The organism is Limimonas halophila (genome assembly GCF_900100655.1).
In the GTDB taxonomy this organism is placed as follows: domain Bacteria; phylum Pseudomonadota; class Alphaproteobacteria; order Kiloniellales; family Rhodovibrionaceae; genus Limimonas; species Limimonas halophila.
Genome location: NZ_FNCE01000004.1, coordinates 52382 through 76794 on the forward strand (window position 1 = coordinate 52382; position 24413 = coordinate 76794).

Annotated in this window: 27 protein-coding genes and 2 tRNA genes; 21 read left to right on the forward strand and 8 right to left on the reverse strand. The window is 70.7% G+C overall.

What is annotated here, in order from left to right; all coding sequences use genetic code 11:
• Positions 1-109: 109 nt before the first annotated feature.
• Positions 110-184, reverse strand: a tRNA-Thr gene (locus BLQ43_RS07120).
• Between the two features lie 200 nt (positions 185-384).
• On the opposite strand from BLQ43_RS07120, the gene BLQ43_RS14590 reads away from it, so the two are divergent.
• The 14 genes from BLQ43_RS14590 (at position 385) to BLQ43_RS07185 (ending at position 9636) form a co-directional block, all read left to right on the forward strand.
• On the forward strand, positions 385-552 hold the full coding sequence (locus BLQ43_RS14590) for a hypothetical protein (protein WP_176758564.1): 168 nt from the start codon (positions 385-387) through the stop codon (positions 550-552).
• A 43-nt stretch (positions 553-595) separates the two neighbouring features.
• A complete protein-coding gene (gene dcd / locus BLQ43_RS07125; RefSeq protein WP_090019451.1) occupies positions 596-1147 on the forward strand; it encodes a dCTP deaminase in 552 nt (183 codons plus the stop codon).
• A gap of 17 nt (positions 1148-1164) precedes the next feature.
• Positions 1165-2436: a UDP-N-acetylglucosamine 1-carboxyvinyltransferase gene (gene murA, locus BLQ43_RS07130; RefSeq protein WP_090019452.1), complete on the forward strand. Its 1272-nt coding sequence runs from the start codon at positions 1165-1167 to the stop codon at positions 2434-2436.
• 7 nt (positions 2437-2443) lie between these two features.
• Positions 2444-3007, forward strand: a complete 564-nt coding sequence (locus BLQ43_RS07135; RefSeq protein WP_090019453.1) for a DUF2948 family protein — start codon at positions 2444-2446, stop codon at positions 3005-3007.
• Positions 2970-3785 (forward strand): ATP phosphoribosyltransferase, encoded by an 816-nt coding sequence (gene hisG, locus BLQ43_RS07140; RefSeq protein ID WP_090019454.1) that lies wholly within the window; start codon positions 2970-2972, stop codon positions 3783-3785. The genes BLQ43_RS07135 and hisG overlap by 38 nt, the downstream gene beginning before the upstream one ends.
• Positions 3775-5076 (forward strand): histidinol dehydrogenase, encoded by a 1302-nt coding sequence (hisD, locus tag BLQ43_RS07145; RefSeq protein WP_090019455.1) that lies wholly within the window; start codon positions 3775-3777, stop codon positions 5074-5076. The genes hisG and hisD overlap by 11 nt, the downstream gene beginning before the upstream one ends.
• Positions 5077-5080: 4 nt before the next feature.
• A complete protein-coding gene (locus BLQ43_RS07150; RefSeq protein ID WP_281217565.1) occupies positions 5081-5602 on the forward strand; it encodes a UPF0262 family protein in 522 nt (173 codons plus the stop codon).
• An 8-nt stretch (positions 5603-5610) separates the two neighbouring features.
• A complete protein-coding gene (locus tag BLQ43_RS07155; RefSeq protein ID WP_090019456.1) occupies positions 5611-6054 on the forward strand; it encodes an arsenate-mycothiol transferase ArsC in 444 nt (147 codons plus the stop codon).
• Between the two features lie 156 nt (positions 6055-6210).
• On the forward strand, positions 6211-6429 hold the full coding sequence (gene infA, locus BLQ43_RS07160; protein ID WP_090019457.1) for a translation initiation factor IF-1: 219 nt from the start codon (positions 6211-6213) through the stop codon (positions 6427-6429).
• Positions 6430-6440: 11 nt separating this feature from the next.
• Positions 6441-7043, forward strand: coding sequence for a Maf family protein (locus tag BLQ43_RS07165; protein ID WP_090019458.1), 603 nt, complete (start codon positions 6441-6443; stop codon positions 7041-7043).
• A complete protein-coding gene (locus BLQ43_RS07170) occupies positions 7040-8176 on the forward strand; it encodes a ribonuclease E/G (protein ID WP_090019459.1) in 1137 nt (378 codons plus the stop codon). The genes BLQ43_RS07165 and BLQ43_RS07170 overlap by 4 nt, the downstream gene beginning before the upstream one ends.
• Before the next feature lie 33 nt (positions 8177-8209).
• Complete coding sequence (locus tag BLQ43_RS07175; RefSeq protein ID WP_090019460.1) at positions 8210-8398, forward strand: DNA gyrase inhibitor YacG; 189 nt, start codon at positions 8210-8212, stop codon at positions 8396-8398.
• A gap of 124 nt (positions 8399-8522) precedes the next feature.
• Positions 8523-8598 (forward strand) — tRNA-Phe (locus tag BLQ43_RS07180).
• A 264-nt stretch (positions 8599-8862) separates the two neighbouring features.
• Complete coding sequence (locus BLQ43_RS07185) at positions 8863-9636, forward strand: matrixin family metalloprotease (RefSeq protein WP_090019461.1); 774 nt, start codon at positions 8863-8865, stop codon at positions 9634-9636.
• 142 nt (positions 9637-9778) lie between these two features.
• Here BLQ43_RS07185 and BLQ43_RS07190 read toward each other — a convergent pair whose 3' ends face one another.
• On the reverse strand, positions 9779-10567 hold the full coding sequence (locus BLQ43_RS07190) for a PRC-barrel domain-containing protein (RefSeq protein ID WP_090019462.1): 789 nt from the start codon (positions 10565-10567) through the stop codon (positions 9779-9781).
• 441 nt (positions 10568-11008) lie between these two features.
• On the opposite strand from BLQ43_RS07190, the gene BLQ43_RS07195 reads away from it, so the two are divergent.
• A complete protein-coding gene (locus BLQ43_RS07195; protein ID WP_176758565.1) occupies positions 11009-11764 on the forward strand; it encodes a transporter substrate-binding domain-containing protein in 756 nt (251 codons plus the stop codon).
• A 146-nt stretch (positions 11765-11910) separates the two neighbouring features.
• Here the strand turns inward: BLQ43_RS07195 and BLQ43_RS07200 are convergent, their stop codons facing one another.
• Positions 11911-12261: a hypothetical protein gene (locus BLQ43_RS07200; protein WP_090019464.1), complete on the reverse strand. Its 351-nt coding sequence runs from the start codon at positions 12259-12261 to the stop codon at positions 11911-11913.
• 128 nt (positions 12262-12389) lie between these two features.
• Between BLQ43_RS07200 and BLQ43_RS07205 the strand changes: the two genes are divergently transcribed.
• On the forward strand, positions 12390-13013 hold the full coding sequence (locus BLQ43_RS07205; protein ID WP_090019465.1) for a LysE family translocator: 624 nt from the start codon (positions 12390-12392) through the stop codon (positions 13011-13013).
• A 124-nt stretch (positions 13014-13137) separates the two neighbouring features.
• Positions 13138-13668: an Hsp20/alpha crystallin family protein gene (locus BLQ43_RS07210; RefSeq protein WP_090019466.1), complete on the forward strand. Its 531-nt coding sequence runs from the start codon at positions 13138-13140 to the stop codon at positions 13666-13668.
• A gap of 28 nt (positions 13669-13696) precedes the next feature.
• Here BLQ43_RS07210 and BLQ43_RS07215 read toward each other — a convergent pair whose 3' ends face one another.
• Positions 13697-14629: a glycine betaine ABC transporter substrate-binding protein gene (locus tag BLQ43_RS07215; protein WP_176758566.1), complete on the reverse strand. Its 933-nt coding sequence runs from the start codon at positions 14627-14629 to the stop codon at positions 13697-13699.
• An 82-nt stretch (positions 14630-14711) separates the two neighbouring features.
• Here BLQ43_RS07215 and BLQ43_RS07220 point away from each other — a divergent pair, with 82 nt between their 5' ends.
• Positions 14712-16028 carry an ATP-grasp domain-containing protein gene (locus tag BLQ43_RS07220; protein ID WP_176758567.1) on the forward strand — a complete coding sequence of 439 codons (1317 nt, stop codon included), beginning with the start codon at positions 14712-14714 and terminating at the stop codon, positions 16026-16028.
• 205 nt (positions 16029-16233) lie between these two features.
• Here BLQ43_RS07220 and BLQ43_RS07225 read toward each other — a convergent pair whose 3' ends face one another.
• Complete coding sequence (locus tag BLQ43_RS07225) at positions 16234-17664, reverse strand: FAD-binding oxidoreductase (protein ID WP_090019468.1); 1431 nt, start codon at positions 17662-17664, stop codon at positions 16234-16236.
• A gap of 158 nt (positions 17665-17822) precedes the next feature.
• Positions 17823-18806: an L-threonylcarbamoyladenylate synthase gene (locus BLQ43_RS07230; protein ID WP_090019588.1), complete on the reverse strand. Its 984-nt coding sequence runs from the start codon at positions 18804-18806 to the stop codon at positions 17823-17825.
• Positions 18807-19072: 266 nt separating this feature from the next.
• On the opposite strand from BLQ43_RS07230, the gene parA reads away from it, so the two are divergent.
• The gene (gene parA / locus BLQ43_RS07235) at positions 19073-19705 is read left to right on the forward strand and encodes a ParA family partition ATPase (RefSeq protein WP_090019469.1); all 633 of its coding nucleotides are present in this window, start codon (positions 19073-19075) and stop codon (positions 19703-19705) included.
• Positions 19706-19947: 242 nt separating this feature from the next.
• Positions 19948-20142 carry a hypothetical protein gene (locus tag BLQ43_RS07240; RefSeq protein ID WP_090019470.1) on the forward strand — a complete coding sequence of 65 codons (195 nt, stop codon included), beginning with the start codon at positions 19948-19950 and terminating at the stop codon, positions 20140-20142.
• Between the two features lie 57 nt (positions 20143-20199).
• Here BLQ43_RS07240 and cysQ read toward each other — a convergent pair whose 3' ends face one another.
• On the reverse strand, positions 20200-21000 hold the full coding sequence (gene cysQ, locus BLQ43_RS07245) for a 3'(2'),5'-bisphosphate nucleotidase CysQ (protein ID WP_090019471.1): 801 nt from the start codon (positions 20998-21000) through the stop codon (positions 20200-20202).
• A 144-nt stretch (positions 21001-21144) separates the two neighbouring features.
• Here cysQ and BLQ43_RS07250 point away from each other — a divergent pair, with 144 nt between their 5' ends.
• Entirely contained in the window at positions 21145-21852 is a 708-nt protein-coding gene (locus BLQ43_RS07250) for an SOS response-associated peptidase (protein ID WP_090019472.1), read from the forward strand.
• Here BLQ43_RS07250 and BLQ43_RS07255 read toward each other — a convergent pair whose 3' ends face one another.
• Positions 21853-24000: a methyl-accepting chemotaxis protein gene (locus BLQ43_RS07255; RefSeq protein WP_176758568.1), complete on the reverse strand. Its 2148-nt coding sequence runs from the start codon at positions 23998-24000 to the stop codon at positions 21853-21855.
• Positions 24001-24413: the final 413 nt, after the last annotated feature.

Below are 24413 nucleotides of genomic sequence, written 5' to 3' on the forward strand. Positions count from 1 at the left end.
CGTGCGGCGACGTCACAAGCGATTTGGGCCGGCGCTCACCACGGCCGGCACGCCGGCCCGCGGCGCGACATGATTTTGCGGAACATCGTGGGATGGAAAACGAACAAGGTGGTGCCGCGGGGGAGATTTGAACTCCCGACCCCACCCTTACCAAGGGTGTGCTCTACCACTGAGCTACCGCGGCGACCGCGAAAGTGTGCGGAACCTGACAGGCCGGCGCCGGCGATGCAAGGGTGCGACCGCCCGGCATCGCGTTGCGGTGTGATGGCTGCGCGCCAGCGCTGCGCGACGGCCCGATCATGGTGCCGTCGGACCCTTGATGTCGTCACACGGTGGTCGCGCGCCTGCCTTGACCCGGCCACACGGCGCGATCACGCTTGCACCATGAGCGAAACCGACCATCCGCGCAAGCGCACCGGCCATCAGCCCGACGGGGGATCGCGGTCCGCCGAATCGGACCGCGAAGCGCGGCTTGCGCGCCGTTTGCGCGACAACCTCAAGAAGCGCAAAGCCCAGCAGCGCGCCCGGCGTACCACCCAATCCGACGCGTGAGCCCGCCCGCCGGGCCCACTCCGCATGCACGAGGTCCGCGGCCATGTCCGTCATGCCCGACACCTGGATTCGCGAGCGCGCGCAGCGCGACGGCATGATCGAGCCCTTCGCCGAGCACACAAGCGGCGGCGTCATCTCCTACGGGCTGTCGTCCTACGGCTACGACGGGCGCGTGGGCTCGCGCTTCCACGTCTTCACGAACGTCGACAACGCCATCGTCGACCCCAAGGAATTCTCCCAGAGTTCCTTCGTGGTGCGCGAGGGCGATCACTGCATCATTCCGCCCAACTCCTTCATGCTGGCGAGCACGGTGGAGTATTTCCGCATCCCGCGGGACACGATGGTGGTGTGCCTGGGCAAGTCGACCTACGCGCGCTGCGGCATCATCGTGAACGTCACCCCGCTGGAGCCCGAGTGGGAGGGCCACGTCACGCTGGAGTTCTCCAACACCACGCCGCTGCCGGCGAAGGTCTACGCCAACGAGGGCGTGTGCCAGTTCCTCTTCCTGCAGGGCGCGGACCAGCCGGAGACCTCCTACGCCGACCGCAGCGGCAAGTACATGGGCCAGCAGGGCGTGACCCTGCCGCGCCTGTAACGGCCGGACGGCGCGCGATGGAGCGGATTTGCATCCAGGGCGGCCGGGCGCTGGCGGGGCGCATCCCCATCAGCGGTGCCAAGAACGCGGCGCTGCCGCTCATGGCGGCCTCGCTGCTGACGGACGACCCGCTGCATCTGTCGAACCTGCCCGACACCCTCGCCGACATCACCACGCTCGCCACGGTGCTGGAGCACCACGGCGTGCGCACGCGTCGCACCGGCCCCGGCGCGATGACGCTCCAGGCCGGCCGCATCGAGAACGCGCGCGCGGATTACGACCTCGTCCGCCGCATGCGCGCCAGCGTGCTCGTGCTGGGGCCGCTGCTGGCGCGCCAGGGCTACGCCGAGGTGTCGATGCCCGGCGGCTGCGCCATCGGCACGCGTCCCGTGGACCTGCACCTGCGCGGGCTGGAGGCGCTGGGCGCGACGATCGAGCTGCGCGAGGGCTACATCGTGGCGCGCGCGCCCCGGGGGTTGACGGGCGGGGAGGTGGTCTTCCCGCACGTTTCCGTGGGCGCGACGGAGAACGTGCTCATGGCGGCGGCGCTGGCGCGCGGGACGACGCGGCTGGTGGGCGCCGCGCGCGAGCCCGAGGTGTGCGATCTGGCGCACTGCCTCATGGCCATGGGCGCGGAGATCGAGGGAATCGGCACCGACGTGCTCACGGTCCACGGCGCGCGCGAGCTGTCGGGGGCCAGCCACGCCGTCATTCCCGACCGCATCGAGGCCGGCACCTACGCCATGGCCGCCGGGATCACGGGCGGCGAGCTGGAGCTGATCGGCGCGCGCGCCGCCGACCTGCCCGGCGTGCTGGACAAGCTGGCCGAGGTGGGCGTCGAGGTCACGGCCAATGGCGACGGGCTGCGGGCGCGCGGGCAGGGCGGCACGCCGGCGGCGGCGAACGTCACCACGGAGCCCTATCCGGGCTTCCCCACGGACCTCCAGGCGCAGTTCATGGCGCTGATGACCCTGGCGCGCGGGGAGTCCGTCATCACCGAGACGATCTTCGAGAACCGCTTCCTGCACGTCTGCGAGCTGGAGCGCATGGGCGCCGACATCCGCGTCGAGGGCGGCACGGCCGTGGTGCACGGCCGCGACCACCTGGACGGCGCGCCGGTGATGGCCAGCGACCTGCGCGCCAGCGCCGGCCTCGTCCTTGCGGGGTTGGCCGCGCGGGGCGAAACCGTGCTCCATCGCGTGTACCATCTGGACCGGGGCTACGAACGCCTGGTGGACAAGCTCGCGGCGTGCGGCGCCGCCATCACCCGCGAGCCCGACGACGGGTAGGCACACGATGAGCGACACATCCGCGGACCGGCCGCTCAAGCTTCGCGCGCGCGACACCGAGGACTACCGCGTGCTCTCGGCGGTGCTGCAGGACGCCCTGGTGCCCGTGCGGGACATGGACCAGCTCCCGCGCGAGCGGCGCTTCGTCATGGTGGTCAACCGCTTCCGCTGGGAGGCGCGGGCGCCGCTGGAGGACCTGCCGGACCTGCCGCGCCAGGAGCCGCCCGAGGCCGCGGACGATGCCGGCGACGACGCGCGCTTCGAGGACGCGCCGCTGTACCAGCGCGTCCACGCGGGCGTGGCCTTCGACCGCGTGCGCAGCGTCGCCTTCCGCGGCTTTTCGCGTCAGGAGGGCGAGCGCGTGCTCGAATTGCTCGCGGTGCTGCCGGACGCCGAGGGCGTCACCCTGGCCTTCGCCGAGGATGCCGCGGTGCGCTTGCAGGGAGCGGGCATCGTCTGCCATCTGGAAGACCTCGGCGAGCCGTGGCCCACGCGTTGGCGTCCGGACCACTCGCAGGCGGCCGGCGAGGCGGATGCGCCCGCCCATACGGGGCACGAGCCCTCGTCGTGACGCGCTGCGCCCGGAGCGCGGCGGCGCCGACCCCGAAACCGACCCCGAAACCGACAGCGACAACGGCGGACACGCGCACGCGGTGACCCAGACACAGGCGACAACCACCGACCAAGCGGCGGCCAACGAAAAGCTGGTCCTCGCCCTGCCCAAGGGACGCATCCTGGACGAGCTGGCCCCCATGCTCGACCACGCGGGCATCGAGCCGGAGGCGGCCTTCTCGGACGATGACTCGCGTCAGCTGCGCTTCACCACGAACCACCCGGAGTTGGACATCATCCGGGTGCGCAGCTTCGACGTCGCCACCTTCGTCGCCTTCGGCGCGGCGCACCTGGGCGTGGCGGGCAACGACGTCATCATGGAGTTCGACTACCCCGAGCTCTACGCGCCCGTGGACCTGGGCATCGGGCACTGCCGCATGGCGGTGGCGCAGCCGCGCGAGCTGGTAAAGGACGACGACCCCGCGCGCTGGAGCCACGTGCGCATCGCCACCAAGTATCCGAACATCACCAAGCAGCACTTCGCCGCGCGCGGCGTGCAGGCGGAGACGGTGAAGCTGAACGGGGCGATGGAGCTGGCGCCCAGCCTGGGATTGTGCCGGCGCATCGTGGACCTCGTCTCCTCGGGCAAGACGCTCAAGGCCAACGACCTTGTCGAGGTGGAGCACATCGCCAACGTCACCTCACGCCTGATCGCCAACCGCGCCGCGCTGAAGACGCGGCCGCACGCGCTCGGCGACTGGATCGAGCGTTTCCGGGAGGCCGCCGATGCCGCATGAGCTGGACGCCCGCCGCGAGGGCTTCGAGCGGCAGTTCGCCGATTTCCTGACCGCGCGCCGCGAGGCCGCGGCCCAGGTGGACGACCGCGTCGCCGAGATCCTGCGCGCCGTGGAGGCGCGCGGGGACGGGGCGGTGCTCGAGTTCACCGAACTGCTGGACGATCACCGCATGACCCCGGCGGGCATGCTGGTGAGCCGCGACGAGCAGCAGACGGCGCTGGAGCGCATCGATCCCGAGACGCTGGACGCGCTGCGGCTCGCGCGCGATCGCATCCACGCTTTCCACGCCCGCCAGCTTCCCGAGGACCTGGATTATACCGACGATCAGGGCGTGCGCATGGGCCACGTCTGGCGGCCGGTTCAGGGCGTGGGGCTGTACGTGCCCGGCGGCACGGCGGCCTATCCCTCCTCGGTGCTGATGAACGCCGTGCCGGCCAAGGTCGCGGGCGTCGAGCGGCTGGTGATGACGGTGCCCGCGCCCGGCGGCTACGTGAACCCGCTGGCGCTCGCCGCCGCGTACATCGCGGGCGTGGACGAGGTCTACCGCATCGGCGGCGCGCAGGCCGTGGGCGCGCTGGCCTACGGCACGGAGACGATCGCGCCGGTGGACAAGATCGTCGGCCCCGGCAACGCCTACGTCGCCAGCGCCAAGCGCCAGGTCTTCGGCCGCGTCGGCATCGACATGATCGCCGGGCCGTCGGAGGTGCTGGTGGTCGCGGACGGGGACAACGATCCCACCATCGTCGCCGCCGACCTGCTGGCGCAGAGCGAGCACGACACGGCCGCCCAGGCCATCCTCGTCACCGACGACGGCGACTTCGCCGAGGCCGTGAAGCGCTCGGTGGACCGCCACCTGCAGCAGTTGCCGCGCAGCGAGATCGCCGCCCAGAGCTGGCGCGACCACGGCGCGGTCATCCGCGTCGCCGATTTGGCGGACGCGCCCGCGCTGGTGGACCGCGTGGCGCCGGAGCACCTGGAGCTGGCGGTCGCCGACCCCGACGCCATGACCGCGCGGATCCGCAACGCCGGCGCCATCTTCCTGGGCCGCCACACGCCCGAGGTCGTGGGCGACTACGTCGGCGGGCCCAACCACGTGCTGCCCACCGGGCGCAGCGCGCGCTTCTCCTCCGGCCTGTCGGTGCTGGACTTCATGAAGCGCTCCTCGATCCTGGAGGTGCCCCCGGCGGGCCTTCAAAAGATCGGCCCGGCGGCTGTTACCCTGGCCCGCGCGGAAGGGCTGGACGCGCACGCGCTGTCGGTGAGCCTCAGGCTGAACCAAGGAGAGCGGTGACGGTGTGAGCGGTGAACCCGAAAACCCCGGGGGGGCCGATCCCGGCGGCGACACGACCGCCAACTACATCGCGCAGGTGACGCTCGACGAGCGCACCGTCGTGCGGCGCAGTCGTGATGTCGAGCACGAGCGCCAGATCGCGATTCACGACCTTTTGAACGACAACCGCTTCCGCCCCTACGGCGAGCTGGCGCCGGGGCCGTACAGCCTGAACCTCCGGCTTGAAGAAAGCCGGATGATCCTGGACATCCACAGCGGCGAAGGCGCGTATCAGGACTCCATTACCGTCGGCCTCTCCCCGTTCCGCCGGATCATCAAGGACTATTTCACCGTCTGCGAGAGCTATTACGAGGCTATCCGCACGGCCAGCCCCTCCCAGATCGAAGCCATCGACATGGGCCGCCGCGGTCTGCACAACGAGGGCTCGGAACTGCTGCAACAGCGGCTCTCCAGCAAGGCCGACGTGGATTTCGACACCGCGCGGCGGCTGTTCACGCTCCTCTGCGTGCTCCACATCCGGGGCTAGACCGGGCCATGCGCGACCTCCCGGACAGCGTGCTGTTCGCCTGCACGCAGAACGCCGTGCGCTCGCCCATGGCGGAGAGCATGCTCAAGTACCTGGCGGGCAGCGAGATCTACGTCGACTCCGTCGGGCTGCGGGCCGGCGAGATCGACCCCTTCGTCGTCGAGGTCATGGGGGAGGTGGGAATCGACCTCTCCAAGCACTGCTCCAAGACCTTCGACCAGCTGGAGAACAGCTTCTTCGACCTGGTGATTTCGCTCTCTCCCGAAGCCCAGCACCGCGCGGTGGAGATGACGCGCACGATGGCCTGCGAGGTGGAATTCTGGCGCACGCTCGACCCCACCGTGGTGGAGGGCAGCCGCGCCATGCGGGTGGACATCTACCGCCAGGTGCGCGATTCCCTGTTCCAGCGGATCAAGGGCCGCTTCGATCTCACGCTGAAGGCCGGCTCGTGACCGCGCCGGGTTCGCGTGCGGTGCGCTTGGACGGGGCCGGGTGAGTCGGTATGCTCCGCGCGCCGCGGGTCCGTGGGACCGGCGCGGCGGCGCGCGTTCGCTTCACCGCGCACCAGTGTTGCACCGGACGAGGACGAAAGGAACGGCTGGAGCCGCATGGCAAAAGAAGATCTTATCGAGTTCCAGGGCACCGTGAGAGAGCTTCTGCCCAACGCGATGTTCCGCGTGGAACTGGACAACGGTCACGAGGTGCTGGCCCACACCTCGGGCAAGATGCGCAAGAACCGCATCCGCGTGCTCGCGGGCGACCGCGTGAACGTGGAGATGACCCCCTACGACCTGAGCAAGGGCCGCATCACCTTCCGGTACAAGTAAGCGGGGGCGGCGTGACGGCGCCCGATTGTGCGAGCGAGCGTCCGCCGCTGGTGCTGGCGTCGGCCTCGCCCCGGCGGCTCGAACTCATGCGCCAGGTGGCGCTGGCGCCCGACCGCATCGACCCCGCCAGCCTGGACGAAACCCCCGCGCGCGGCGAGTTGCCCAATGCCTACGCCGCCCGCGTCGCGGCGGAGAAGGCCGAGGCGGTGGCGGCGCGCCATCCCGACGCGTTCGTCGTCGCCTGCGATACCGTCGTGGCTGCGGGCCGGCGCATCCTGCCCAAGCCCGAAACGCGCGAGCAGGCGCATTCGTGTCTGCGGCTGCTGTCCGGCGGGCGGCACAGGGTCTATGGCGGGCTGACCGTGCGCGCGCCCGGCGGTCGTACGGCGCACCGGCTGGTGACGACGCGCGTCAAGATGAAGCGCCTGCACCCCGACGACATCCGATCGTATCTCGACAGCGGCGAGTGGGACGGTAAGGCTGGCGGCTACGCCATCCAGGGCCGCGCGGGCGCGTTCATTCCCTGGGTGAACGGCTCCTACCCGGCCGTCGTGGGCCTGCCCGTGTGCGAGACGGTGCAGCTGCTCGCGGGGCTGGGGTATCCGGTGCGATGACGCGCGCGCTGGTCGGGCTGGGCGCGGTGGAAACGCGCCTGCTGGTGCTGGACGGCGACGACGAACCGCTCGACGCCCACATCGACCGCCCGGACGCGCCGCCGGTCGCCGGGTCACGCGCCGTGGGCCGCGTGCTGGAGGTCGACCGCGGGCTGGACGCCCTCTTCGTCGAGATCGGCCTCGACCGGCCGGGGCTGTTGCCGCGCAAGGCGGGGCGGGATCTGGGCGCGGGCGACCCCGTTCCCGTGGAGATCACGCGTGCGCCGCCGCCGGGGAAGGGGGCGCGGCTGGCGCGGGCGGACGGCGACACCGCCGGCGACGGGCCGGTGCCCCGCTGGCTGGCGCAGCGTGACATCGTCGCCGACATTCTCCGCGACACGGACCCGGCGACGATCGCCGTCGAGGGCAGCGGGGGGCTCGCCGCCCTGCGCCGGCGCGTGCCCGAGCTGGCGGACCGCATGGCCGCGCACACGGGCGCCGTGCCGCTGTTCGAATCGGCCGGCGTGGACGGGGTTTTCAACGACTTGCTGGCCCCCGACGTGCCGGTGCCGGGCGGGGGCGCGCTGCGCATCGAGCCCGTGACCAGCCTGACCGCGATCGACGTGGACACGGGCGGGCGCGAAGCGCTCGACGCCAGTGTGGCGGCGGCGGCCGAGGTGGCGCGGCAGATTCGCCTGCGCGCGCTGGCGGGGCTGAACGTCGTCGATTTCCCCACGATCGAACAGCGCGAGCAGCGCCGGCGCGTGACCGACACCCTCACCGAAGCCCTGGCGAGCGACCGCGTCCACACCGATATCTCGGCCATGCGGGCCTCGGGCCTGGTGGAGTTGACGCGCCAGCGCGAGCGCGCGCCGCTGCACGAGGTGCTCGGGGAACGCTGCGGCGTCGACGGCGGCGGCTGGCTGCCGCGTGCGAGCACCGTCGCGCTCGACGGGCTGCGGGCGCTGGAGCGGGCGGCGCGGGCCACCCCGGCCGGGACACCGCGAATCGCGGCCGCGCCCGAGGTGGTGGCCGCGCTCACGGGCGCGCTGGCGTCGGCGCGGGCCGACACCGAGGCGCGGCTGGGGCGCGCCATCGCGCTCGCCGAGGAGCCGGCGCGCGCCCGCGACGACGTGGACGCGCGCATGACCTGACGTCGCGCGGACAGCCGACGAGGACGAGACGCCATGACCGATCCCCCCGATACGCGCCGCTGCCCCGAATGCGGGCGCCCCGCGTCCGCCAAGCACGCGCCCTTCTGCTGCAAGCGTTGCGCCGACCTCGACCTCGGCCGCTGGTTGGACGGCGGCTACCGTATCCCAACGGGCGAACCCGCCCCGACGGCGGCGCACGGCGAGGACGACGGCGAGGGGTGACGGCGGCTGGCCGGTGGGGTGGTAAGCGCCTGAGGCGCAGCCCACATCGGGGCTGGACAGGCCCGGGACGCATCGTTACAAACCGGGCTTCGCAAGGGGCGGACGATCCCTTGCCACCACCGGTGCCCAGGTAGCTCAGGTGGTAGAGCATACGATTGAAAATCGTAGTGTCGGAGGTTCGAATCCTTCCCTGGGCACCATCCCGTCAGGGGGCTCGCGGAAAGCCGCGAGCCCCCTGTTTTCGTTCGTAGCCGTTGTTTTCGGTCCGGTCCCGGGTTTCGGCGGATTCCCGGCGCAGGCCCTTTGCCGTGACCAGTGTTAACAAAAATCCCGACACGCCATTGCCCACGTTCGGTTGATCCGATGAAAGTTGGATCGGAAGAGGTGACAGCACTGCGAACGAAGCTTAAATACTCCCGCGAAACAGCTAGACCATTCGAACGATCAACCGGGACGGCGGCGCAATGCGGAACCTGGCGCTGGGTGTGGTTGTGTGGGTGCTGGCCTTGGCCGGCCATGCGGCGGCGGCCGATTTCAAGGTTATCCACTTGGATGGCATGGCGCTGAAGTGGGGGCAGCCGGCGCGCGGAACGCCGGTGACGATCACCTACGCGCTTGCGGACGCGCCCCATCCGGACAGTGAGCGGATCAACTGCAAGCAGCTCGGCCCTGTGGCGCCGGTGCTGCGCCGCTCCAAGCTCGACCGGGGGGACGTGGCGGGCGCGCTGCAAACGGCCCTGGGCATGTGGTCGCGCGCGGCCGGCGTGAGCTTCCGGCCCGCCGATTCCCTGGAATCGGCCGATCTCGTGGTGGGCGGCCAGGGCGAGCCGCGCGGCATCGCCTTCACCAACGTCGAGCACGCTCGGACGACCGTTCCCGGGCGCGGGCGCATCACCTCGGCCGCGATCTGCCTCAACCCCGACGCCGCCTGGGAAACCACGGCCGACGGCGACGACGAAACCTACGAACTGACGCGGGTCCTGGCCCACGAGATCGGGCACGTGATCGGCCTGAACCATCCGGGCCGGTCGGGACCGTTGATGGGCTACAGCTACCGCGAGGATCTGGCGAGCTTGCAGCCCGGGGACCGCGCGGGCGCGATGTGGCTGTACGGGCCGGCGGACGGGGTGCGTGTGGCTGGACGCATGAGCCGCGGGGTTTCGGCCGATGCACCGACGCCGCCGGCGCTCCCCTTGCCCAGCGACAGCCACCTGGCGATCCAGCGGCCGCGAAACTGAGCGACGGGGCCAATGCCCCGCCGCTCTCGCCGACGTTCGGTCAAGTTGGTGTCACCCGACTCGCGCATTGGCCCGTCCGTCGGGAAGACCGAACGCTTTCGGCGGGGTCTGCGAGCGAATCGTCGTCGCAAGAGACCCGATCTTATTGTTCGCCGGTGGTGCCTTCGCCACCCGTGGCGCCCTCGCCGGTGGCGCCTTCGCCTTCCGGTGCCGCGCCGAACTCGGGCGCGTTCTTGATCTCCTGCTGGGTCAGCGCGGTCTGAAGGCTCTCGCCTTCGAAGCGCATCGTCTGCGAATCCCAGCTCACCCCGACGCGCTTCTCGCCGATGCCGAGGAAGCCGCCGGAGGAGATGACGACGCCCTGGAGGTTCCCCTCGGCGTCGAGCAGCAGGTCGCGGACCGTGCCGACCGTTTCGCCGCCGCCGCCGACGACGCTGGCGCCAATCATGCTTCCGGCCTGCATCATCGCGCCGGGCGAGCCGGCGAGGAAGCCGCCTTCGTCGCCCGCGGCCTCACCTTCCTCGGCCATGGTTTCGCCGGTGCCCTCTTCGGTGGCCTCACCTTCCTCGGCCATGGTTTCGCCGGTGCCCTCTTCGGTGGCCTCGCCTTCCTCGGCCGTGGTTTCGGCGGCGCCTTCGTCAGTGGCCTCGCCTTCCATGGTTTCGGCCTCTTCCATGCCCTCCTCGGGGGTGGCCTCCTGATCCGTGGCGCCGGTTTCGCCGGTCGACTCCTCTTCCATGGTGCCGGACTCGTCCATGCCGCCCTGCTCGGTGTCCTGAGCCTCCGTCTCGGTCTGGGCGAGCTGCTTGCCCGACAGCATGGAGGTGGAAGCCCCGGCGTGGGTGGACAGGGCGAGCGCGGCCGCGACCGCGGTGGTGATCAGCAGCATCTTCGTTCGCGGCAGGGTGTGCGGCTTGGCGGTGGTGATCATCGCGAGCCTCCTTGAAACCGTTCGGCGAGCAGCAATCGATCGACGCAAGCGTCTCCATCGATCGCGTTCCGCTTCCGGTGACATTCATGTGTCAGCAAAATTGCTTCCGTGTGCGAGCATCTTTTTGCCCGCCCACAACGCAGAAGAACGATAACAAATGCTGCCAAAAACAAGTGCGGACATTCGGTCTAAGCCATTTGATATCCGACTTCAGTGGAACAATTGGATTTCGTATTCACGACGCGCGGCATATGGGCGTGATCGACGAGTTGCATTCGTCGCTTCGCGGCGGCTGCCCACCTTGGGCGGGTGTGTGCACGAATGTTTCACTACGGTTGCACCTCCGAGGTAAGCATGGTTTTTCAGCACACCATTCACGTATCGGCAGTCGTGTGCGGTCGGGCTGCGGGTGTGTCGTCCGGTTTTCTACAGGGGGTGCGCATGGCGAGGCTGCGCGGGTCTTTCGCCGCCGTGCTGCTGGGACTCTTGGCCGTCGCCGCCGCCCCGGGCGCGCAGGCGGCCGTGACGGTGGCGGCGCTGACGGGCTGGCCGCCGTTCTCGGCCCAACACCTGCGCGCGAAGGGGTTCGCCAACGACATCCTCGCCACGGCATTGCGGCGCACGGGACATGAAGTGCGCGTGGAGATGATGCCGTGGCCGCGGGCCGTGCGCCTCGTGAAGGCGGGCGAGCGCGACGTGCTGTCTTCGGTCTGGTACACGGACGCGCGCACCCGGAAGATGGCGTTCACGGCGCCCATCGCCCGCAACCGCCTGGTCTTCGTCACGCGGCGCGCGGACGCGTTCAGCTACACGGGCCTGGACAGCCTCACCGGCAAGACGGTGGGCGTGGCGGAGGACTACCACTACACGGACGCGTTCATGCAGGCCGAGCATTTCACGCGCACGCCAGCCCCGACCCTGCTCGCCAACCTGTTCAAGGTGGATACCGGGCAGGTGGACATGACCGTGGCGGACGAACTCATTGCCCGCTACCTGATCGAAGAAAACGAGCCGCGCTTCGAGCACCCCTTCGCGATGACCGACACCGCGCTCTCCGCCCGCGAGCTGCGCGCGGCCGTGAGCCGCAAGATCGACAACACGCAGGAGATCCTCCGCGCGATCGACAACGGGATCGCCGCGATGCGCGCCGACGGCACCTATGCCCACATCAAGCGCGAGCACGGGCTGGCCGAATAGCCCCGTGGATCCGGGCTACCGGGTGTGCCATCCTGAGCGGCAACAGGGGAGCGCCCGGGCGGTCATGCAAGGCGGGGGACGATCGTCCCGCCGGCCGCTCGGCCGGTGGGCCGGCGCCCGCTGGTTCGATCCACGGGCGCCGGTTCCTATTTCTCGTCACGAATCCGGATGAAGAATTCCTTCGGCGTCATCTTGGTGTCCGGAACGGGCTTCACACGCCAGACGTCGCCCGTGCCCCAGCCGAAATCGAAGCTGTGGACGGCTTCCAGCAGCTTGACGTCGACCTTCTCGGGCAGGCGAGCGCAGTTGCCCGTGTCCAGAAGCGCCTTGTAGGCGGCGACTCGACCGTCGCCCTTGTAGACCTCCTCGAAGGTTTTAAACGCCTTCACCGTTTTGCAGCCGGTCTTGGTCGTCACCATGTCGCCGACCTCGGCATGGGCGGTGGGGGCGAGCGCCATCCCCGCCATCATCCCGGCGACACAGAGCGTCTTGCGCATTGGCGGCCTCCCTGTAACACGGCACCCGGTCAGATAACGTGCCGCGCCGGCTTTGCAAACAGCGGCGGCGGATTGCATGACCGTGCGGATATCGCGAATCAGGGCACCACGTTCGCGGAGGGTCGAGCATGCAGCTCGCCTGGCTGCTGCTGGAAGGAATTGGCATCGGCATCGCGGTCGCGGCGCCGGTGGGGCCGGTCGGGCTGCTTTGCATCCAGCGCACCCTGCAGGACGGGGCGACCGTGGGCCTGGCGACGGGCATCGGCGCCGCCACCGCCGACGGCCTGTTCGGGCTGGTGGCGGCGTTCGGCCTCGCCTCGATCGCGGATTATCTCGTGGCGCACAGCACCTCCCTGAAGATCGTCGGCGGCGTGGTGCTGCTGGTGCTGGCATGGCGTGCCTGGCAACGGACGCGGCCGCGCATCGAGCCGGACGTGCCGGTGCACGTGCGCGTGCTGGGCGGCTATTCCACGGGGTTGGCGATCACGCTGTCCAACCCCATGACCATCATGGGCTTCGTCGGCATCTTCGCCGCCCTGGGGCTGGAGGACCTCGCCGCCGGGACCGGCAACGTCACCGCGCTGGTGATCGGCGTGTTGGCGGGGTCGGCGATGTGGTGGCTGGGACTGTGCGGGGGAACCATCCTGCTCAAGCCGCGCATCGGCCCGCAGAGCCTGTCGTGGACGAACCGGCTGGCGGCGGTGCTGCTGGCCGTCTTTGGCGTTGTGGCGCTGGTCAGCGGCGCGATGTGATCCGGGCGGGGTGCCCCGACCGTTCGTCCTGAAAAAACCGACCGGCCTTCCCACGTGCGGTGTGCGCGCTGGCTGTCTGCCGGCCGCGCGAGTCCGGATCTCCAGCGCTCCGAGGGAGGCCATCATGGCGGTCAATATCACACCCCGCTCCAGCGGCGAAACGCCCGCGCACGAGCGCGGATTCACGCCCTTCGCCGACCTGCAGAACGAAATGAATTCGCTTTTCGACAGCTTCACCCGCACGTTCGGGTTGCCCGCCTGGCACCGCGGCTGGGAGGGGCCGGTGCGGGCCGAGGAAGCGCATCCGGCCACGGCGGTCGCGGACGTTCGCTTCGAGGTCAGCGAGGCGGACGACGCGTACAAGATCACGGCCGAGGTGCCGGGCCTCACCGAAAAGGACGTCGACGTCGAGGTCAGCGGCGACTTCCTGACCGTGAAGGGCGAGAAATCGCACGAGCAGGAGCGCACGGAAGAGACCCACTACGTCCGCGAGCGCTCTTACGGCAGCTTCCGGCGCAGCTTCCGGCTGCCGGAGGACGTCGACCGCGACAATATCGAGGCCACGGTCGACAAGGGCGTGCTGACGCTCAAGCTGCCCAAGACGCCCGAGGCGCAGCGGCAGGTGAAGAAGGTCACCGTGAAGCAGGGCGGCTGACGCCCGCGCGCCGGCCGGGTGTGGCGGGTCAGCCGTCCCGGCCGGCGTTTGTCGCGGGCTCGATCAGCCCCGTGCGGCGGAGGAAAGCTCTTGCCGCCGACGACACGCCCGTGTCCTCGCGCACCACGGCGCCGGTGAGCTCGCGCAGCGCCCCGCCGTCGATGCGTTTGGCGAGCGTTCGCAGGTGGTCGGCAAGCGCCGGGTGCTTGTCGAGCGTCGCGCGCCGCACCCCCACGGCGAGCGTGTGATCGGGGAAGGCCCCGCGCTCGTCGCGCAGGACGATGAGACCGTCGGCGTGCGTGCGCGCGTCGTTGCGGGGCAGGGACGCGCCCGTGAGCGTGCCGTCCCGCAGCGCCGCGACCAGCGCCTCGCCGGGCATGCGCCGCAGGCTGTCGCGGGCCACGGGCGGCGGCGCGGCGGCGGCCAGGGCGCGGATGCCGTCCGGCCGCCCGGCGAAGCCGGTGGTCATGCCGAAGCGCGCATCGTCCTGCCGGCGCAGGTGGCGCAGAAGCGCCGCGATCGTGGCGCTGTCCAGCGCATCGGCGGTGTCCGCGCGTGCCGCCACCACGGGGCCGCCGCGGGCCTTCGATACGGCGGGCCACGCCACTGGGCCGTCCGCGGCCTTGGCGCGCAACCGGGCGATGCTCGATTCACGGTCAAGCTTTCGCGCCGCCGCGATCTCCATATCGTGCCGCGTGGTCAGCGCGATGCCCACGCTTTCCCAGGCCAGATCCACCACCCCGTCCTGCTGCGCGCCCCACAGCGTCGCCGCGCTGAAGCCGGGGTGGACCGAAGCCTGGATGCCCTTCGCATCCAGGTAGTGCGCGGTGACGTGCGCCAGCAGGGCGTGCCGCAGCTCCGCCTTGGCGCCGACGGCGATCCCGGCCCGCGCCGTGGTGGTGCAGGCGGCGGCGAGCATCATCCCCGCGATGAGCCCACACCGGGTTTCTCGTGCACCCATTCCGGATTGCCTCCCAATCCGCTGCGCGTGTGGCACCATGTGGTGTGCGCGCCGTCGCCGCCATACCGCAGGATCCGCCCGCATGCCGCAGCCGCTGTTCGTCGTGGGCCTGGACCCCCTCAACCACGGCCATTTGCGCCGGATCGACGGCTACGACCGGCTTTGCGTCAAGCCGGCGCTGGCATACGACGAGGTGAAGGGCCGCGACGCCTTCGACTTCGACGCCCTGGTGGAAACGGCGTGCGCGCGCATCCGCGCCGCCGGGGGTGCGGGCGGGATCGTGGGCTGGTGGGATTTCCCGACGACCTCGCTGGTGCCGGTGCTGTGCCGCGCGTTCGGGCTGCCGGGGCCATCGCTGACCAGCGTGCTCACGTGCGAGCACAAGGTGTGGAGCCGCCAGCTGCAGCGCGAGGTCGCGCCCGAGTGCGTGCCCGCGTTCCGCGCCGTCGATCCTTTTGCCGACCCGGACCCACCCCTCCCGTATCCCTTTTGGCTCAAGCCGGTGAAGGGCTTCGCCTCGCAGCTGAGCTTCCGCATCGCCGGCCCGGCCGACTTCGAGACGGCCCTGGCCGCCACGCGTGAGCGCATCGACCGCCTGGGCACCCCCTTCGACGCGCTGTTGCGGCGGGTGGAGATGCCGGCGGACGTCGCCCACGTCACCGGGCGCTGGTGCATCGCGGAGGCGGCCGTCGGCGGGCGCCAGTGCACGCTGGAGGGCTACGTTCACCGGGGCGTGCCGCGCGTCTACGGCGTGGTGGACTCCATACGCCACCGCAACCGCTCCAGCTTCCGGCGCTACCAGTACCCTTCGCGCCTGCCCACGGCCGTCCAGCGCCGTATGATCCGCGTGGCTGAGCGGGTGATGCGCCACATCGGCTACGACGAGGCCACCTTCAACGTCGAGTTCTTCTGGGAGAAGGCGAGCAACAAGCTCTGGCTGCTGGAGATCAACCCGCGCCTGTCGCAGTCCCACGCCGACCTCTTCGCGGAGGTGCACGGCGTGCCGCACTTCCAGATCATGGTGGATCTGGCGCTGGGGCGCACGCCCGACTGGCCGTCGCGTGTGGGGCCGGCCAACTGTGCTGCCAAGTTCTTCATCCGCCGCTTCCGCGACGGCCGCGTGACGCGCGTGCCCGATCAGGCGACGCTGGACGCCATCAAGGCGGATTATCCGGACGCGATCGTGGACGTGCGCGTGCAGCCGGGCGTGGTGCTGTCCGAGCTGCACGACCAGGACGCCTACAGCTACGAGCTGGCGGACGTCTTCCTGGGCGCCCACGACCAGCACGCGCTGCTCGCCGCGTTTCAGGACATCAAGCGCCGCCTGCGCTTCGGCTTCGCCCCCGCCACCCGGCGCGGCGAAACCCCGCCCCCGGCCACGGCGGGGCAGGCGGTGTGATCGGCGTTGGGGTGCTGGGGAGCTCACAAAAGTGTTTGCTACAGGACATGACGGCCTTTTCAGAATCAGGCGTGGATGGCCGTTACGGTGAACGGCCATGACGGTTCGGGGCGGATTATTTCCAACTCGTCACGCCCGCACACCGTTGCGGGCGTCCACGTACGTGGACACAAAAACGTGTCAGGTCCTGTAGCAAACGATTTCATTAACTCTCAGCCTCCGGCGTGACCACGCGCCCCGGGTTCATCAGGTTGTGCGGGTCCAGGGCGCGCTTGATGGCGCGCAGCATCGCCATCTCTTCCGGCGGCTTGAAGCGGGCGATTTCTCCCATTTTCAGCTGGCCGACCCCGTGCTCGGCGCTGACCGTGCCGCCGTGGGCGTGGACGATGTCGTGCACGCGCGCGTTCACCGCCTCCCACCGCGCCAGGAAGGCCCCCGGGTCCGCGCCCTCGGGCTGGGTCAGGTTGAAGTGCAGGTTGCCGTCGCCGAGGTGGCCGAAGGGCACGGGGCGGACGCCGGGGATCATGGCTTCCACCGCCGGCGTCGCCTCGGCCAGGAAGGCGGGCACCGCCGAAACGGGCACGGCGATGTCGTGCTTGATGGACCCGCCCTCGTGGCGCTGGGCCTCCACGATGGCCTCGCGCAGGTGCCAGAACGCGCGCGCCTGGCCGGCGTTTTCAGCCATCACCACGTCGGCGATCTCCCCCGCCTCGTGCGCGGCCATGAGCGCGCCTTCCAGGCCCGCGCGCAGGCCCCCGTCGCCGAAGCCGCCCGTGACCTCGACGAGGACGGTCCAGGGATGCGCCGCGCCCAGCGGGTCGCGCGCGCCCTCGACGTGCTTGACGGCAAGCTCGACGCCGCGCCGGGCCATCAGCTCGAAGGAGCTGGCGGCGTGGCCGGTGGCTTCCTGCACGCGGTTGAGCACCGCGAGCGCGGACTCGACGTCGGGAACGCCGGCGAAGGCCGTCGCCGTCTCGCGCGGCTGCGGGTGCAGGCGCAGCACGGCGGCGGTGATGATGCCGAGCGTGCCCTCCGCGCCGATGAAGAGGTGCTTGAGGTCGTAGCCGGCGGTGTCCTTGCGCAGGCGGCGCAGGCCATCCCAGACGCTGCCGTCGGCCAGCACGACCTCCAGCCCCAGCACCTGATCGCGCGCCGTGCCGTACTTGAGCACGTTCAAGCCGCCCGCGTTCGTCGCCAGATTGCCGCCGATTTGGCAGATGCCCTCGGCGGCGAGGCTGAGCGGGAAGAGGCGCCCGTGCGCTTCGGCCGTCTGCTGGAGGTGCTGGAGGATGCACCCGGCCTCGACCGTCATGGTGTTGTTGGCGGGATCGACGGCACGTACGCGGTTCAGGCGGTCGGTCGCCACGATGACGGCCGACCCCGAGGCGTCCGGCACGCCGCCCCCGACGAGGCCGGTTTCCCCACCCTGGGGCACGACGGGCGTGCCGGTTTGCGCGCACGCGGAAACGACGGCCGCGACCTCTTCAGTCGTGCCGGGGCGCACGCGGGCGCGCGCCGTTCCCCGGTAGCGCTTGCGCCAGTCGATCAGGTGCGGCGCCAGGGCATCGGGATCGGTTTCGACGTAGCGCGCGCCCACGGCGGCGCACAGACGGTCGAGCAGGGTGTCCTCGGTCATGGGTCGAGCATGGTGCCGTTGGGCCGCCGCGCCAACGGCAACGCGTGTGTTTCATCGGGTGCCGGTGCGGATCGCAACCTTCCCCAAGATTGACGCAAACATCGCGTTACACGGGCGTCCATCAAACTGACAGAAGGGATTAAACATCCTCATGTTTATTAAACACCCTCGTGTTTAGCGCGGTGCAGGCGGTCGTTGATGGCGCGGCCGAGACCATGGTCAGGGATTGCCACGGCGGCGAGGCCGCGCACGGGCTGTCGGTCGAGATCGCGGAGCATGGCGAAGAGGTTGGCCGCCGCCTCGCGCAGGTCGCCGGCGGGGCTGAGGTTGCGGGTGACGGCGGCGCCGGGCGGCACGTCGTCGCCGAAGGCCAGCAGGCCCTCGTCGCCCGCGACCGTGGCCGCGTTCAGGCGCAGGCGGTGGTCCGGGGCATAGTGACTGGTGAGCTGACCGGGGCTGGCGGGCGCGCCGCCGCTGCCGCCGGGCTCGGCGACCGCGCCCACGACGGCTTCCAGGGCCTCCCGCGGGATGCCGCCCGGCCGCAGCAACACGGGCGGGGTGCGGGTGGTGTCCACGACCGTGCTTTCCACGCCCACCTCGCACGCGCCGCCGTCGAGGATGAGGTCCAGGCGGCCGTCGAGGGAGTCGGCGACATGCTGGGCCGTGGTCGGGCTGACCTCACCGGAGGCGTTGGCACTGGGCGCCGCGAGCGGGCGCTGCGCGGCGGCGATGCCGCGGCGGGCGAGGGGATGGGCGGGCACGCGCACGGCCACGGTGTCGAGCCCGGCGCTGACCAGCTCGGCGACGGGGCTGTCCGCCCGGCGCGGCAGCACGAGCGTCAGCGGGCCGGGCCAGAAGCGCTCGGCAAGCGCGCGGGCGACCGTGTTGAGGGTGCCGATGGCCGCGGCGTCCTTGAGGCTGGCGACGTGGACGATCAGCGGGTTGAAGCGTGGCCGGCCCTTGGCCTCGAAGATTCCGGCGACAGCGCGTGGGTTGGTGGCGTCCGCGCCCAGGCCGTAGACGGTTTCGGTGGGGAACGCGACAAGCCCGCCGCCGGCGAGGATTTCGCCGGCCCGGGCGATGGCGTCGTCGTCTGCCGCGCGAAGGGGGGCCGCCGCGCGAATGGGGGTGCTGGCTGTCATGGCCGCCGGAGTGTAGCGGCGCACGCGTGTTTCGCCAGATCAGGATATGGCAACGCGGCCGGCGCGGCGCCCTTTGGGGCATCCCTGCGCCGGCCGCCGCGCCGCAAATCGCGTGCGGCTGCGATCGCGCCGTGGCTTTCGCCGGGGCGCTGAGTCGACTCTACCCAAACCGGTGTTCGGGGCAAGCCACTTTCCGTGCGGTGCAGCATACACTTGCCGTCGCGGGTCGTGGACCGCAGCCTTTCCCCGAACGGGGGAGGGACGCCATGGCGGCACACACGATCGCGCTGGCCCAGCAGAAGGGCGGCGCCGGCAAGACCACGCTGGCGGCGCACTTGGCCGTCGCGCTGGCCGAGGCGGGGCACGGTGTGGCGGCCGTGGACACGGACCCGCAGGGCTCGCTGGCAGGGTGGGGCGAGGTGCGCGCGGCGGCCGACACCCGCGCGCCGGTGACGGTGCACAGCGTGGCCGGCTGGCGCTTGGGGCCGGAGTTGTCGCGCCTGCAGCGCGGCCACGACCTCGTGGTCATCGACAGCCCGCCGCACGCGGAAACCGACGCGCGCGCCGTCATCCGCGCCGCCGACCTCATGGTGGCGCCGGTGCAGCCCTCGCCGCTGGATGTGCGGGCGACCGAGCCGACGCTGAGCCTCGCGGCCGACGCGGGCACGCCGGCCCTGGTGGTGCTCAACCGCGTGCCGCCGCGCGCCCGCCTCACCGACGCCATGACGGACGCGCTCGGCCGGCTGGATGTGGGGCTGGCGGCGACGCGCATCGGCTCGCGCGTGGCCCTGGCGGAAAGCCTGGCCGAGGGACTCGGCGTCACCGAGTCGCAGCCCCGCGGCCGGGCGGCTGGGGAGGTGCGCGCCCTGGCGGAGGAGCTTTTCAAGCGGTTTGGCTGACCCGCAAGCCGACTTTTTTGACGAAAGATCGGGGAAAATTCTTCCCCGCCTGCCGGGGATCGGGGAAGACGCTTCCCCGCTCACGGGGGCGCGCGCAGCAATCTTGTTGGCGGGCCGGTTTCCGCCATCTTCATGCATTTCCTGCATCTTGGCTATCGGGGATGCACAATTCTCCCGGTGCCTCCTGGCCCCTATATCGATTGCCAGACGAAAGCGGGACGTTGGTGAAAAGGAGGGTTCCCATGCAGGTCTGGCACAACGGTTCGCTCACCCCCGAGCAGATGAACGGCATCGCGCGTACCGCGCGCCGCGAGCAGGCTGAGGAGCTGCATCGGTGGCTGGTCGCCGGCGCGGATCGGGTTCGCGCGGCCCTGTCGGGCGTGAGCAAGCTCGTGGCGCACCGGCGCGGCGGCCCGCAGCGCAAGGCGCGGGCGTAAGCTCAACTGCACCGGTCCTCGGCCCCGGCCGGCCAGCTCGGCGGCCGGGGCCAAGTTTTATGCCCCGTAGGCGACGAATTCGGGATTGGCGAAGTCGGGCTTACCGTAGGTGAAGGGCTGGCCGTCCGTGGTTTCGACCCGGCCGCCGGCCGCCGCGAGCACGGCGTGGCCCGCCGCCGTGTCCCATTCCATCGTGCGGCCGAAGCGCGGGTAGAGATCCGCCTCTCCGCTGGCGACCAGGCAGAACTTGATCGAACTGCCGGCGTTCTTCGTTTCGGCGACCGGCTTGCCGCCCAGGAAGGCCTTAAGCGTTTCCGGATCGCCGTGGCGGCGGCTCGCCACGACCGTCAGCCCCTCGGCCGGCGGCGTGCGTGCCGCGATTTCCTCGGGCTCCGCGCCGTCGTCGATGAAGAGGGCGTGCGCCTCGCCGCTTTGCAGGCGCGCGCCCAGCCAGGTGCGGTTGAGCGCCGGCGCGTAAACGATCCCCAGCACCGGCTGGCCGTCCTTGATCAGGGCGATGTTCACCGTGAACTCGCCGTTCTGCTCGATGAATTCCTTGGTGCCGTCCAGCGGGTCGACCAGCCAGAACAGGCGGTCGACGGCGGGCGCGCCGTGCTGCTCCACGCCTTCCTCGGACACCACGGGGATGTCCGGCGTCGCCTGCTTCAATTCCTCGCCGATGATGCGGTCGGCGGCCAGATCGGCCTTGGTCAGCGGGGACTCGTCGCTTTTCTCCTGCACCCCCATGTCGGCGTCGGCGCCGTAGTAGACCAGCGTGGCCTGACCGGCGCGGCCGGCGAGCCGGCGCACGAGATCGACCAGTTCGTTCATGCGCTCGGGGGTGAGATCCTCGGTCATGGGCTGTCGGGTCCGTGATCGTGATGCGGGAGATGTGAGGCTGCGATCCTACCCGCGCCGATGCAACGACCCAAGCCCGTCCCCCGCCGGCCGGGTGGCTGCGCGGCCGCGCGTGCGCTATCTGACCGGACGGGAGGACGAGGCATGTGCGGGCGCTATTCCATCACCCAACCGGTTGAGGCCATCCAGCGTGTCTTCAAGGTGGCCGAGCGGCCCAACCTGCCGCCGCGCTACAACGTGGCGCCGACGCAGGACGTGCCGGCCGTGCGCCAGGGCGACGACGGCGAACGCCACCTGGCGCTGCTGCGCTGGGGCCTGATCCCCTTCTGGGCCGACGACCCGAGCATCGGCAGCCGCATGATCAACGCCCGCGCGGAATCGGCGGCGCAGAAGAACGCCTTCCGGGCCGCGTTCCGGCGGCGGCGCTGCCTGGTCGTCGCCGACGGCTTCTACGAGTGGAAAAAGCCCGAGACGAAGGGCGGGCGCAAGCAGCCGTACCGCGTGACGCTGACCGACGGCGGGCTGTTCGCCTTCGCCGGGCTGTGGGAACACTGGCGCGACGAGACCAGCGGCGAGACGGTGGAGAGCTGCACCATCCTCACCACCGACGCCAACGACGAGCTGGCCGATATCCACGAGCGCATGCCCGTGATCCTGGACCCGGCCAGCTTTGCGACCTGGCTCGACCCGGACACCGAGCCCGAAACCGCGCAGGCGCTGCTGGGGCCGTACCCGGCCGACAGGCTTACCGCCTATCCCGTATCCACGCGCGTCAACGCCGTCGCCAACGACGATCCGGGCGTGATCGCGCCGTTCGAGCAGGGCCAGGGCGAGACGCGGCCGCTGTTGTGATCAGATGCCCCGCACGTCCTGGAGGAAGCGGTCGACCTCGCCGCGCAGGTGATCCGCCTGCTCGGTGAGCGCGCGCACGCTCGCCACCACGTCGCCGGCGGCCTGGTCGGTTTCGTCGGCGGCCGAGGAGACTTCCTCGATGTATTGGCTGGCGTCCTGTGTGCCCTTGGCGGCGTGCTGGGCGTTGCCGGTGATTTCGGAGGCCGCTTCGCGCTGTTGCTCGATGGCGCCGGCGATCTCGCCGGCCTGGGTGTCGATGCGGCGGATGGACTCGCCGATGCGCTCGATGGCGGTGACGGCGTCGCCCGTCTCCGCCTGGACGCGCTGGACGTGTTCGCCGATGTCCTGCGTGGCCTTGGAGGTCTGATTGGCGAGGGTTTTCACCTCGTCGGCCACGACGGCGAAGCCCTTGCCGGCCTCACCGGCGCGCGCCGCCTCGATCGTGGCGTTGAGCGCCAGCAGGTTGGTCTTCTCCGCGATGTCCTGGATCATCGTGACCACCTCGCCGATCTTGTCGGCCGCCTCGGAGAGGCTGCGGACCTGCTCACCGGCGCGGTCGGCTTCCGCGACGGCGTCGTTGGCCACCTGCGTGGCGTCGCTCACCTGACCCGCGATCGCCTGGATGGAGGCGTCCAGGCGCTCGGCGGCGGTGGCCACGGTCTGCACGTTGGCGTTGGCTTCCTGCGCGCCGGTGGCGGCCTGCCGGGCCTTGCCGTTCGCGGTCTCGGCGATGGTGTGCACGCGATCCGCCGTGTTGCTCAGCGCGCTCGTCTGTTGGCCCACGCTTTCCAGTACCTGGGTGGCCGTGCGGTCGAAGGCGTCGGTCAGCTCCGCCAGCTTGCGGGCGCGGGCGGCTTGACGCTCCTGCTTGGCCTGCTCCTCCTCGGCCAGTTTCTGGGAATCCCGAATGGCGTCGCGGAAGACGGCGCAGGCGTCGGCCATGTCGCCGATCTCGTCGCGGCGGGTGCGGCCGGGAACCTCGATGTCGGTCGTGCCCTGCGCGATCGTCTTCATGGCATCGGTCATCGCGGCGATGGGCCGCGCGGTGGTGCGGGCGAACAGCCAGCCCGCCGCCGCGACGAGCCCGCCGGCCAGCGCGATCACCGCCAGCACCCGCCAAACCAGCGCGTTGGCGGGGGCGTTGATCTCGCTCAGGTCCTGTTGGGCCAGCAGGGCCCAACGCTCGCCGAGCACGGTCACGGGTTCGTAGACCGTGAGGGCGCTGTTGCCGCGCAGGCCGGTCACCTCGGCGGCGCCCGTCCGCCCCTGCTGCGCCGCCCGAACGGCGGCGTTGTCCACCGAGCGATCGAGGATCTGGGAGCCGTCCAGACCCCGCACGTCGGTGCGCAGGCGGCCGTCGCCGCCGACCGCCACGATCTCGCCCGTGCGGCCCAGCCCCGGCGCCTTGGCGGTGAGCTGACTCACGCGCGCGGCGGGCAGGCGGGCGGCGATCACGCCCAGCAGCTTGCCGTCGGCGCTCAACACGCGCCGGGCGACGAAGCCGCTGGGGGCGCCATTCAGCGGCGCGTAGGCCCGGAAGCCGGTGAAGTGCAGCTTGGGCTCGCCCTCGGCTTTCCGCGCGGCCGCGTAGACCCGGCCCAGGCCGGTTTTCGCCCACTTGCCGTCGTTCAGGTTGCGGGCGAAGTCGGCGCGCTTGTTCACCGAGTAGATGACGTCGCCCTTCGCGCTGACGAGATAGATGTCGGCGTAGCCGCGCACCCGGGCGAAGCTGCGGAAGAAGGGATGATGGTTGGCGTGCGGCCGGTTGTAGGAGGAGGCCGTGCGCCCCTCGGCCTCGATCAGTTCGCTGCGGTTTTCGGGTTTCTTCGGGTTCTGCTCGACAAAAACCTTGCGCAGCATCGCGTTCTCGTCGAAGCCGAGGCCGGTGTGGGCGATGCGGAAGGCGTCGGCGGCGGCGCGCACCTGCTCGCTCGTCGCCAGCAGCTCCAGGTCGCGTCGGACGGACCCGGCATAGGCTTCGATTGCCGCCCCGCGCGTCTCCAGCAGGGCCGCCAGGCGCTCTCGGGACGCCTGATAGAGGGAGTCCTTCGCCACCAGGAAGGAGACCCCGCCGGTCACGGCCGCCACCATCAACGCGGAAACGGTGACGACGACGGGCAGTTTGGTGGCCAATCGAACGGTGTGCATGCCGGCCTCCAGCGTTCGTGCGCGCGCCCCGGCAGTCGGTGGTCCGCGTCGGATGGCCGCCGGGGCGTGCGGCGCGCAAAAAAGGCGCGGCGCGTGACATCCGCTGCACAGGTTCGTGAACGTTTGATGACACCCGGGCGCACACGCGGCTCTGTCAAAACAGCCCACCCACACGGCCTGCATGGATGGGGGAGTACAACCAATGCGGCAGGGATGAAAAAACGCGTTCAATAGTAAATTTAAGAATGCGCAAGGACACCGCGAGGTTGTTTGTTCTTCACCTCTGCGGTGCTCGCGCGGGCGGGGCGAGAACGAAACGGGATCGCCGCCGGGCTGGGTCTCGGACCGGAGCGTAACCTGCATTTGCGCAAGCTGCGCAGCGCATGCGATCCTTGCGCCGAAAGCGGTAACAA

Excerpts from the sequence above, each read along its gene's own strand:
- hisD (WP_090019455.1), top strand. The coding sequence starts at position 3,775 with ATGCCGCATGAGCTGGACGCCCGCCGCGAGGGCTTCGAGCGGCAGTTC.
- BLQ43_RS07175 (WP_090019460.1), top strand. The coding sequence starts at position 8,210 with ATGACCGATCCCCCCGATACGCGCCGCTGCCCCGAATGCGGGCGCCCC.
- hisG (WP_090019454.1), top strand. The coding sequence starts at position 2,970 with ATGCGCCCGCCCATACGGGGCACGAGCCCTCGTCGTGACGCGCTGCGC.
- BLQ43_RS07240 (WP_090019470.1), top strand. The coding sequence starts at position 19,948 with ATGCAGGTCTGGCACAACGGTTCGCTCACCCCCGAGCAGATGAACGGC.
- BLQ43_RS07195 (WP_176758565.1), top strand. The coding sequence starts at position 11,009 with ATGGCGAGGCTGCGCGGGTCTTTCGCCGCCGTGCTGCTGGGACTCTTG.
- BLQ43_RS14590 (WP_176758564.1), top strand. The coding sequence starts at position 385 with ATGAGCGAAACCGACCATCCGCGCAAGCGCACCGGCCATCAGCCCGAC.
- parA (WP_090019469.1), top strand. The coding sequence starts at position 19,073 with ATGGCGGCACACACGATCGCGCTGGCCCAGCAGAAGGGCGGCGCCGGC.
- BLQ43_RS07255 (WP_176758568.1), bottom strand. The coding sequence starts at position 24,000 with ATGCACACCGTTCGATTGGCCACCAAACTGCCCGTCGTCGTCACCGTT.
- BLQ43_RS07210 (WP_090019466.1), top strand. The coding sequence starts at position 13,138 with ATGGCGGTCAATATCACACCCCGCTCCAGCGGCGAAACGCCCGCGCAC.
- BLQ43_RS07185 (WP_090019461.1), top strand. The coding sequence starts at position 8,863 with ATGCGGAACCTGGCGCTGGGTGTGGTTGTGTGGGTGCTGGCCTTGGCC.
- murA (WP_090019452.1), top strand. The coding sequence starts at position 1,165 with ATGGAGCGGATTTGCATCCAGGGCGGCCGGGCGCTGGCGGGGCGCATC.
- BLQ43_RS07220 (WP_176758567.1), top strand. The coding sequence starts at position 14,712 with ATGCCGCAGCCGCTGTTCGTCGTGGGCCTGGACCCCCTCAACCACGGC.
- BLQ43_RS07225 (WP_090019468.1), bottom strand. The coding sequence starts at position 17,664 with ATGACCGAGGACACCCTGCTCGACCGTCTGTGCGCCGCCGTGGGCGCG.
- BLQ43_RS07200 (WP_090019464.1), bottom strand. The coding sequence starts at position 12,261 with ATGCGCAAGACGCTCTGTGTCGCCGGGATGATGGCGGGGATGGCGCTC.
- BLQ43_RS07135 (WP_090019453.1), top strand. The coding sequence starts at position 2,444 with ATGAGCGACACATCCGCGGACCGGCCGCTCAAGCTTCGCGCGCGCGAC.
- BLQ43_RS07230 (WP_090019588.1), bottom strand. The coding sequence starts at position 18,806 with ATGACAGCCAGCACCCCCATTCGCGCGGCGGCCCCCCTTCGCGCGGCA.
- BLQ43_RS07215 (WP_176758566.1), bottom strand. The coding sequence starts at position 14,629 with ATGGGTGCACGAGAAACCCGGTGTGGGCTCATCGCGGGGATGATGCTC.
- BLQ43_RS07155 (WP_090019456.1), top strand. The coding sequence starts at position 5,611 with ATGCGCGACCTCCCGGACAGCGTGCTGTTCGCCTGCACGCAGAACGCC.
- BLQ43_RS07190 (WP_090019462.1), bottom strand. The coding sequence starts at position 10,567 with ATGATCACCACCGCCAAGCCGCACACCCTGCCGCGAACGAAGATGCTG.
- dcd (WP_090019451.1), top strand. The coding sequence starts at position 596 with ATGTCCGTCATGCCCGACACCTGGATTCGCGAGCGCGCGCAGCGCGAC.
- infA (WP_090019457.1), top strand. The coding sequence starts at position 6,211 with ATGGCAAAAGAAGATCTTATCGAGTTCCAGGGCACCGTGAGAGAGCTT.
- cysQ (WP_090019471.1), bottom strand. The coding sequence starts at position 21,000 with ATGACCGAGGATCTCACCCCCGAGCGCATGAACGAACTGGTCGATCTC.
- BLQ43_RS07170 (WP_090019459.1), top strand. The coding sequence starts at position 7,040 with ATGACGCGCGCGCTGGTCGGGCTGGGCGCGGTGGAAACGCGCCTGCTG.
- BLQ43_RS07205 (WP_090019465.1), top strand. The coding sequence starts at position 12,390 with ATGCAGCTCGCCTGGCTGCTGCTGGAAGGAATTGGCATCGGCATCGCG.
- BLQ43_RS07250 (WP_090019472.1), top strand. The coding sequence starts at position 21,145 with ATGTGCGGGCGCTATTCCATCACCCAACCGGTTGAGGCCATCCAGCGT.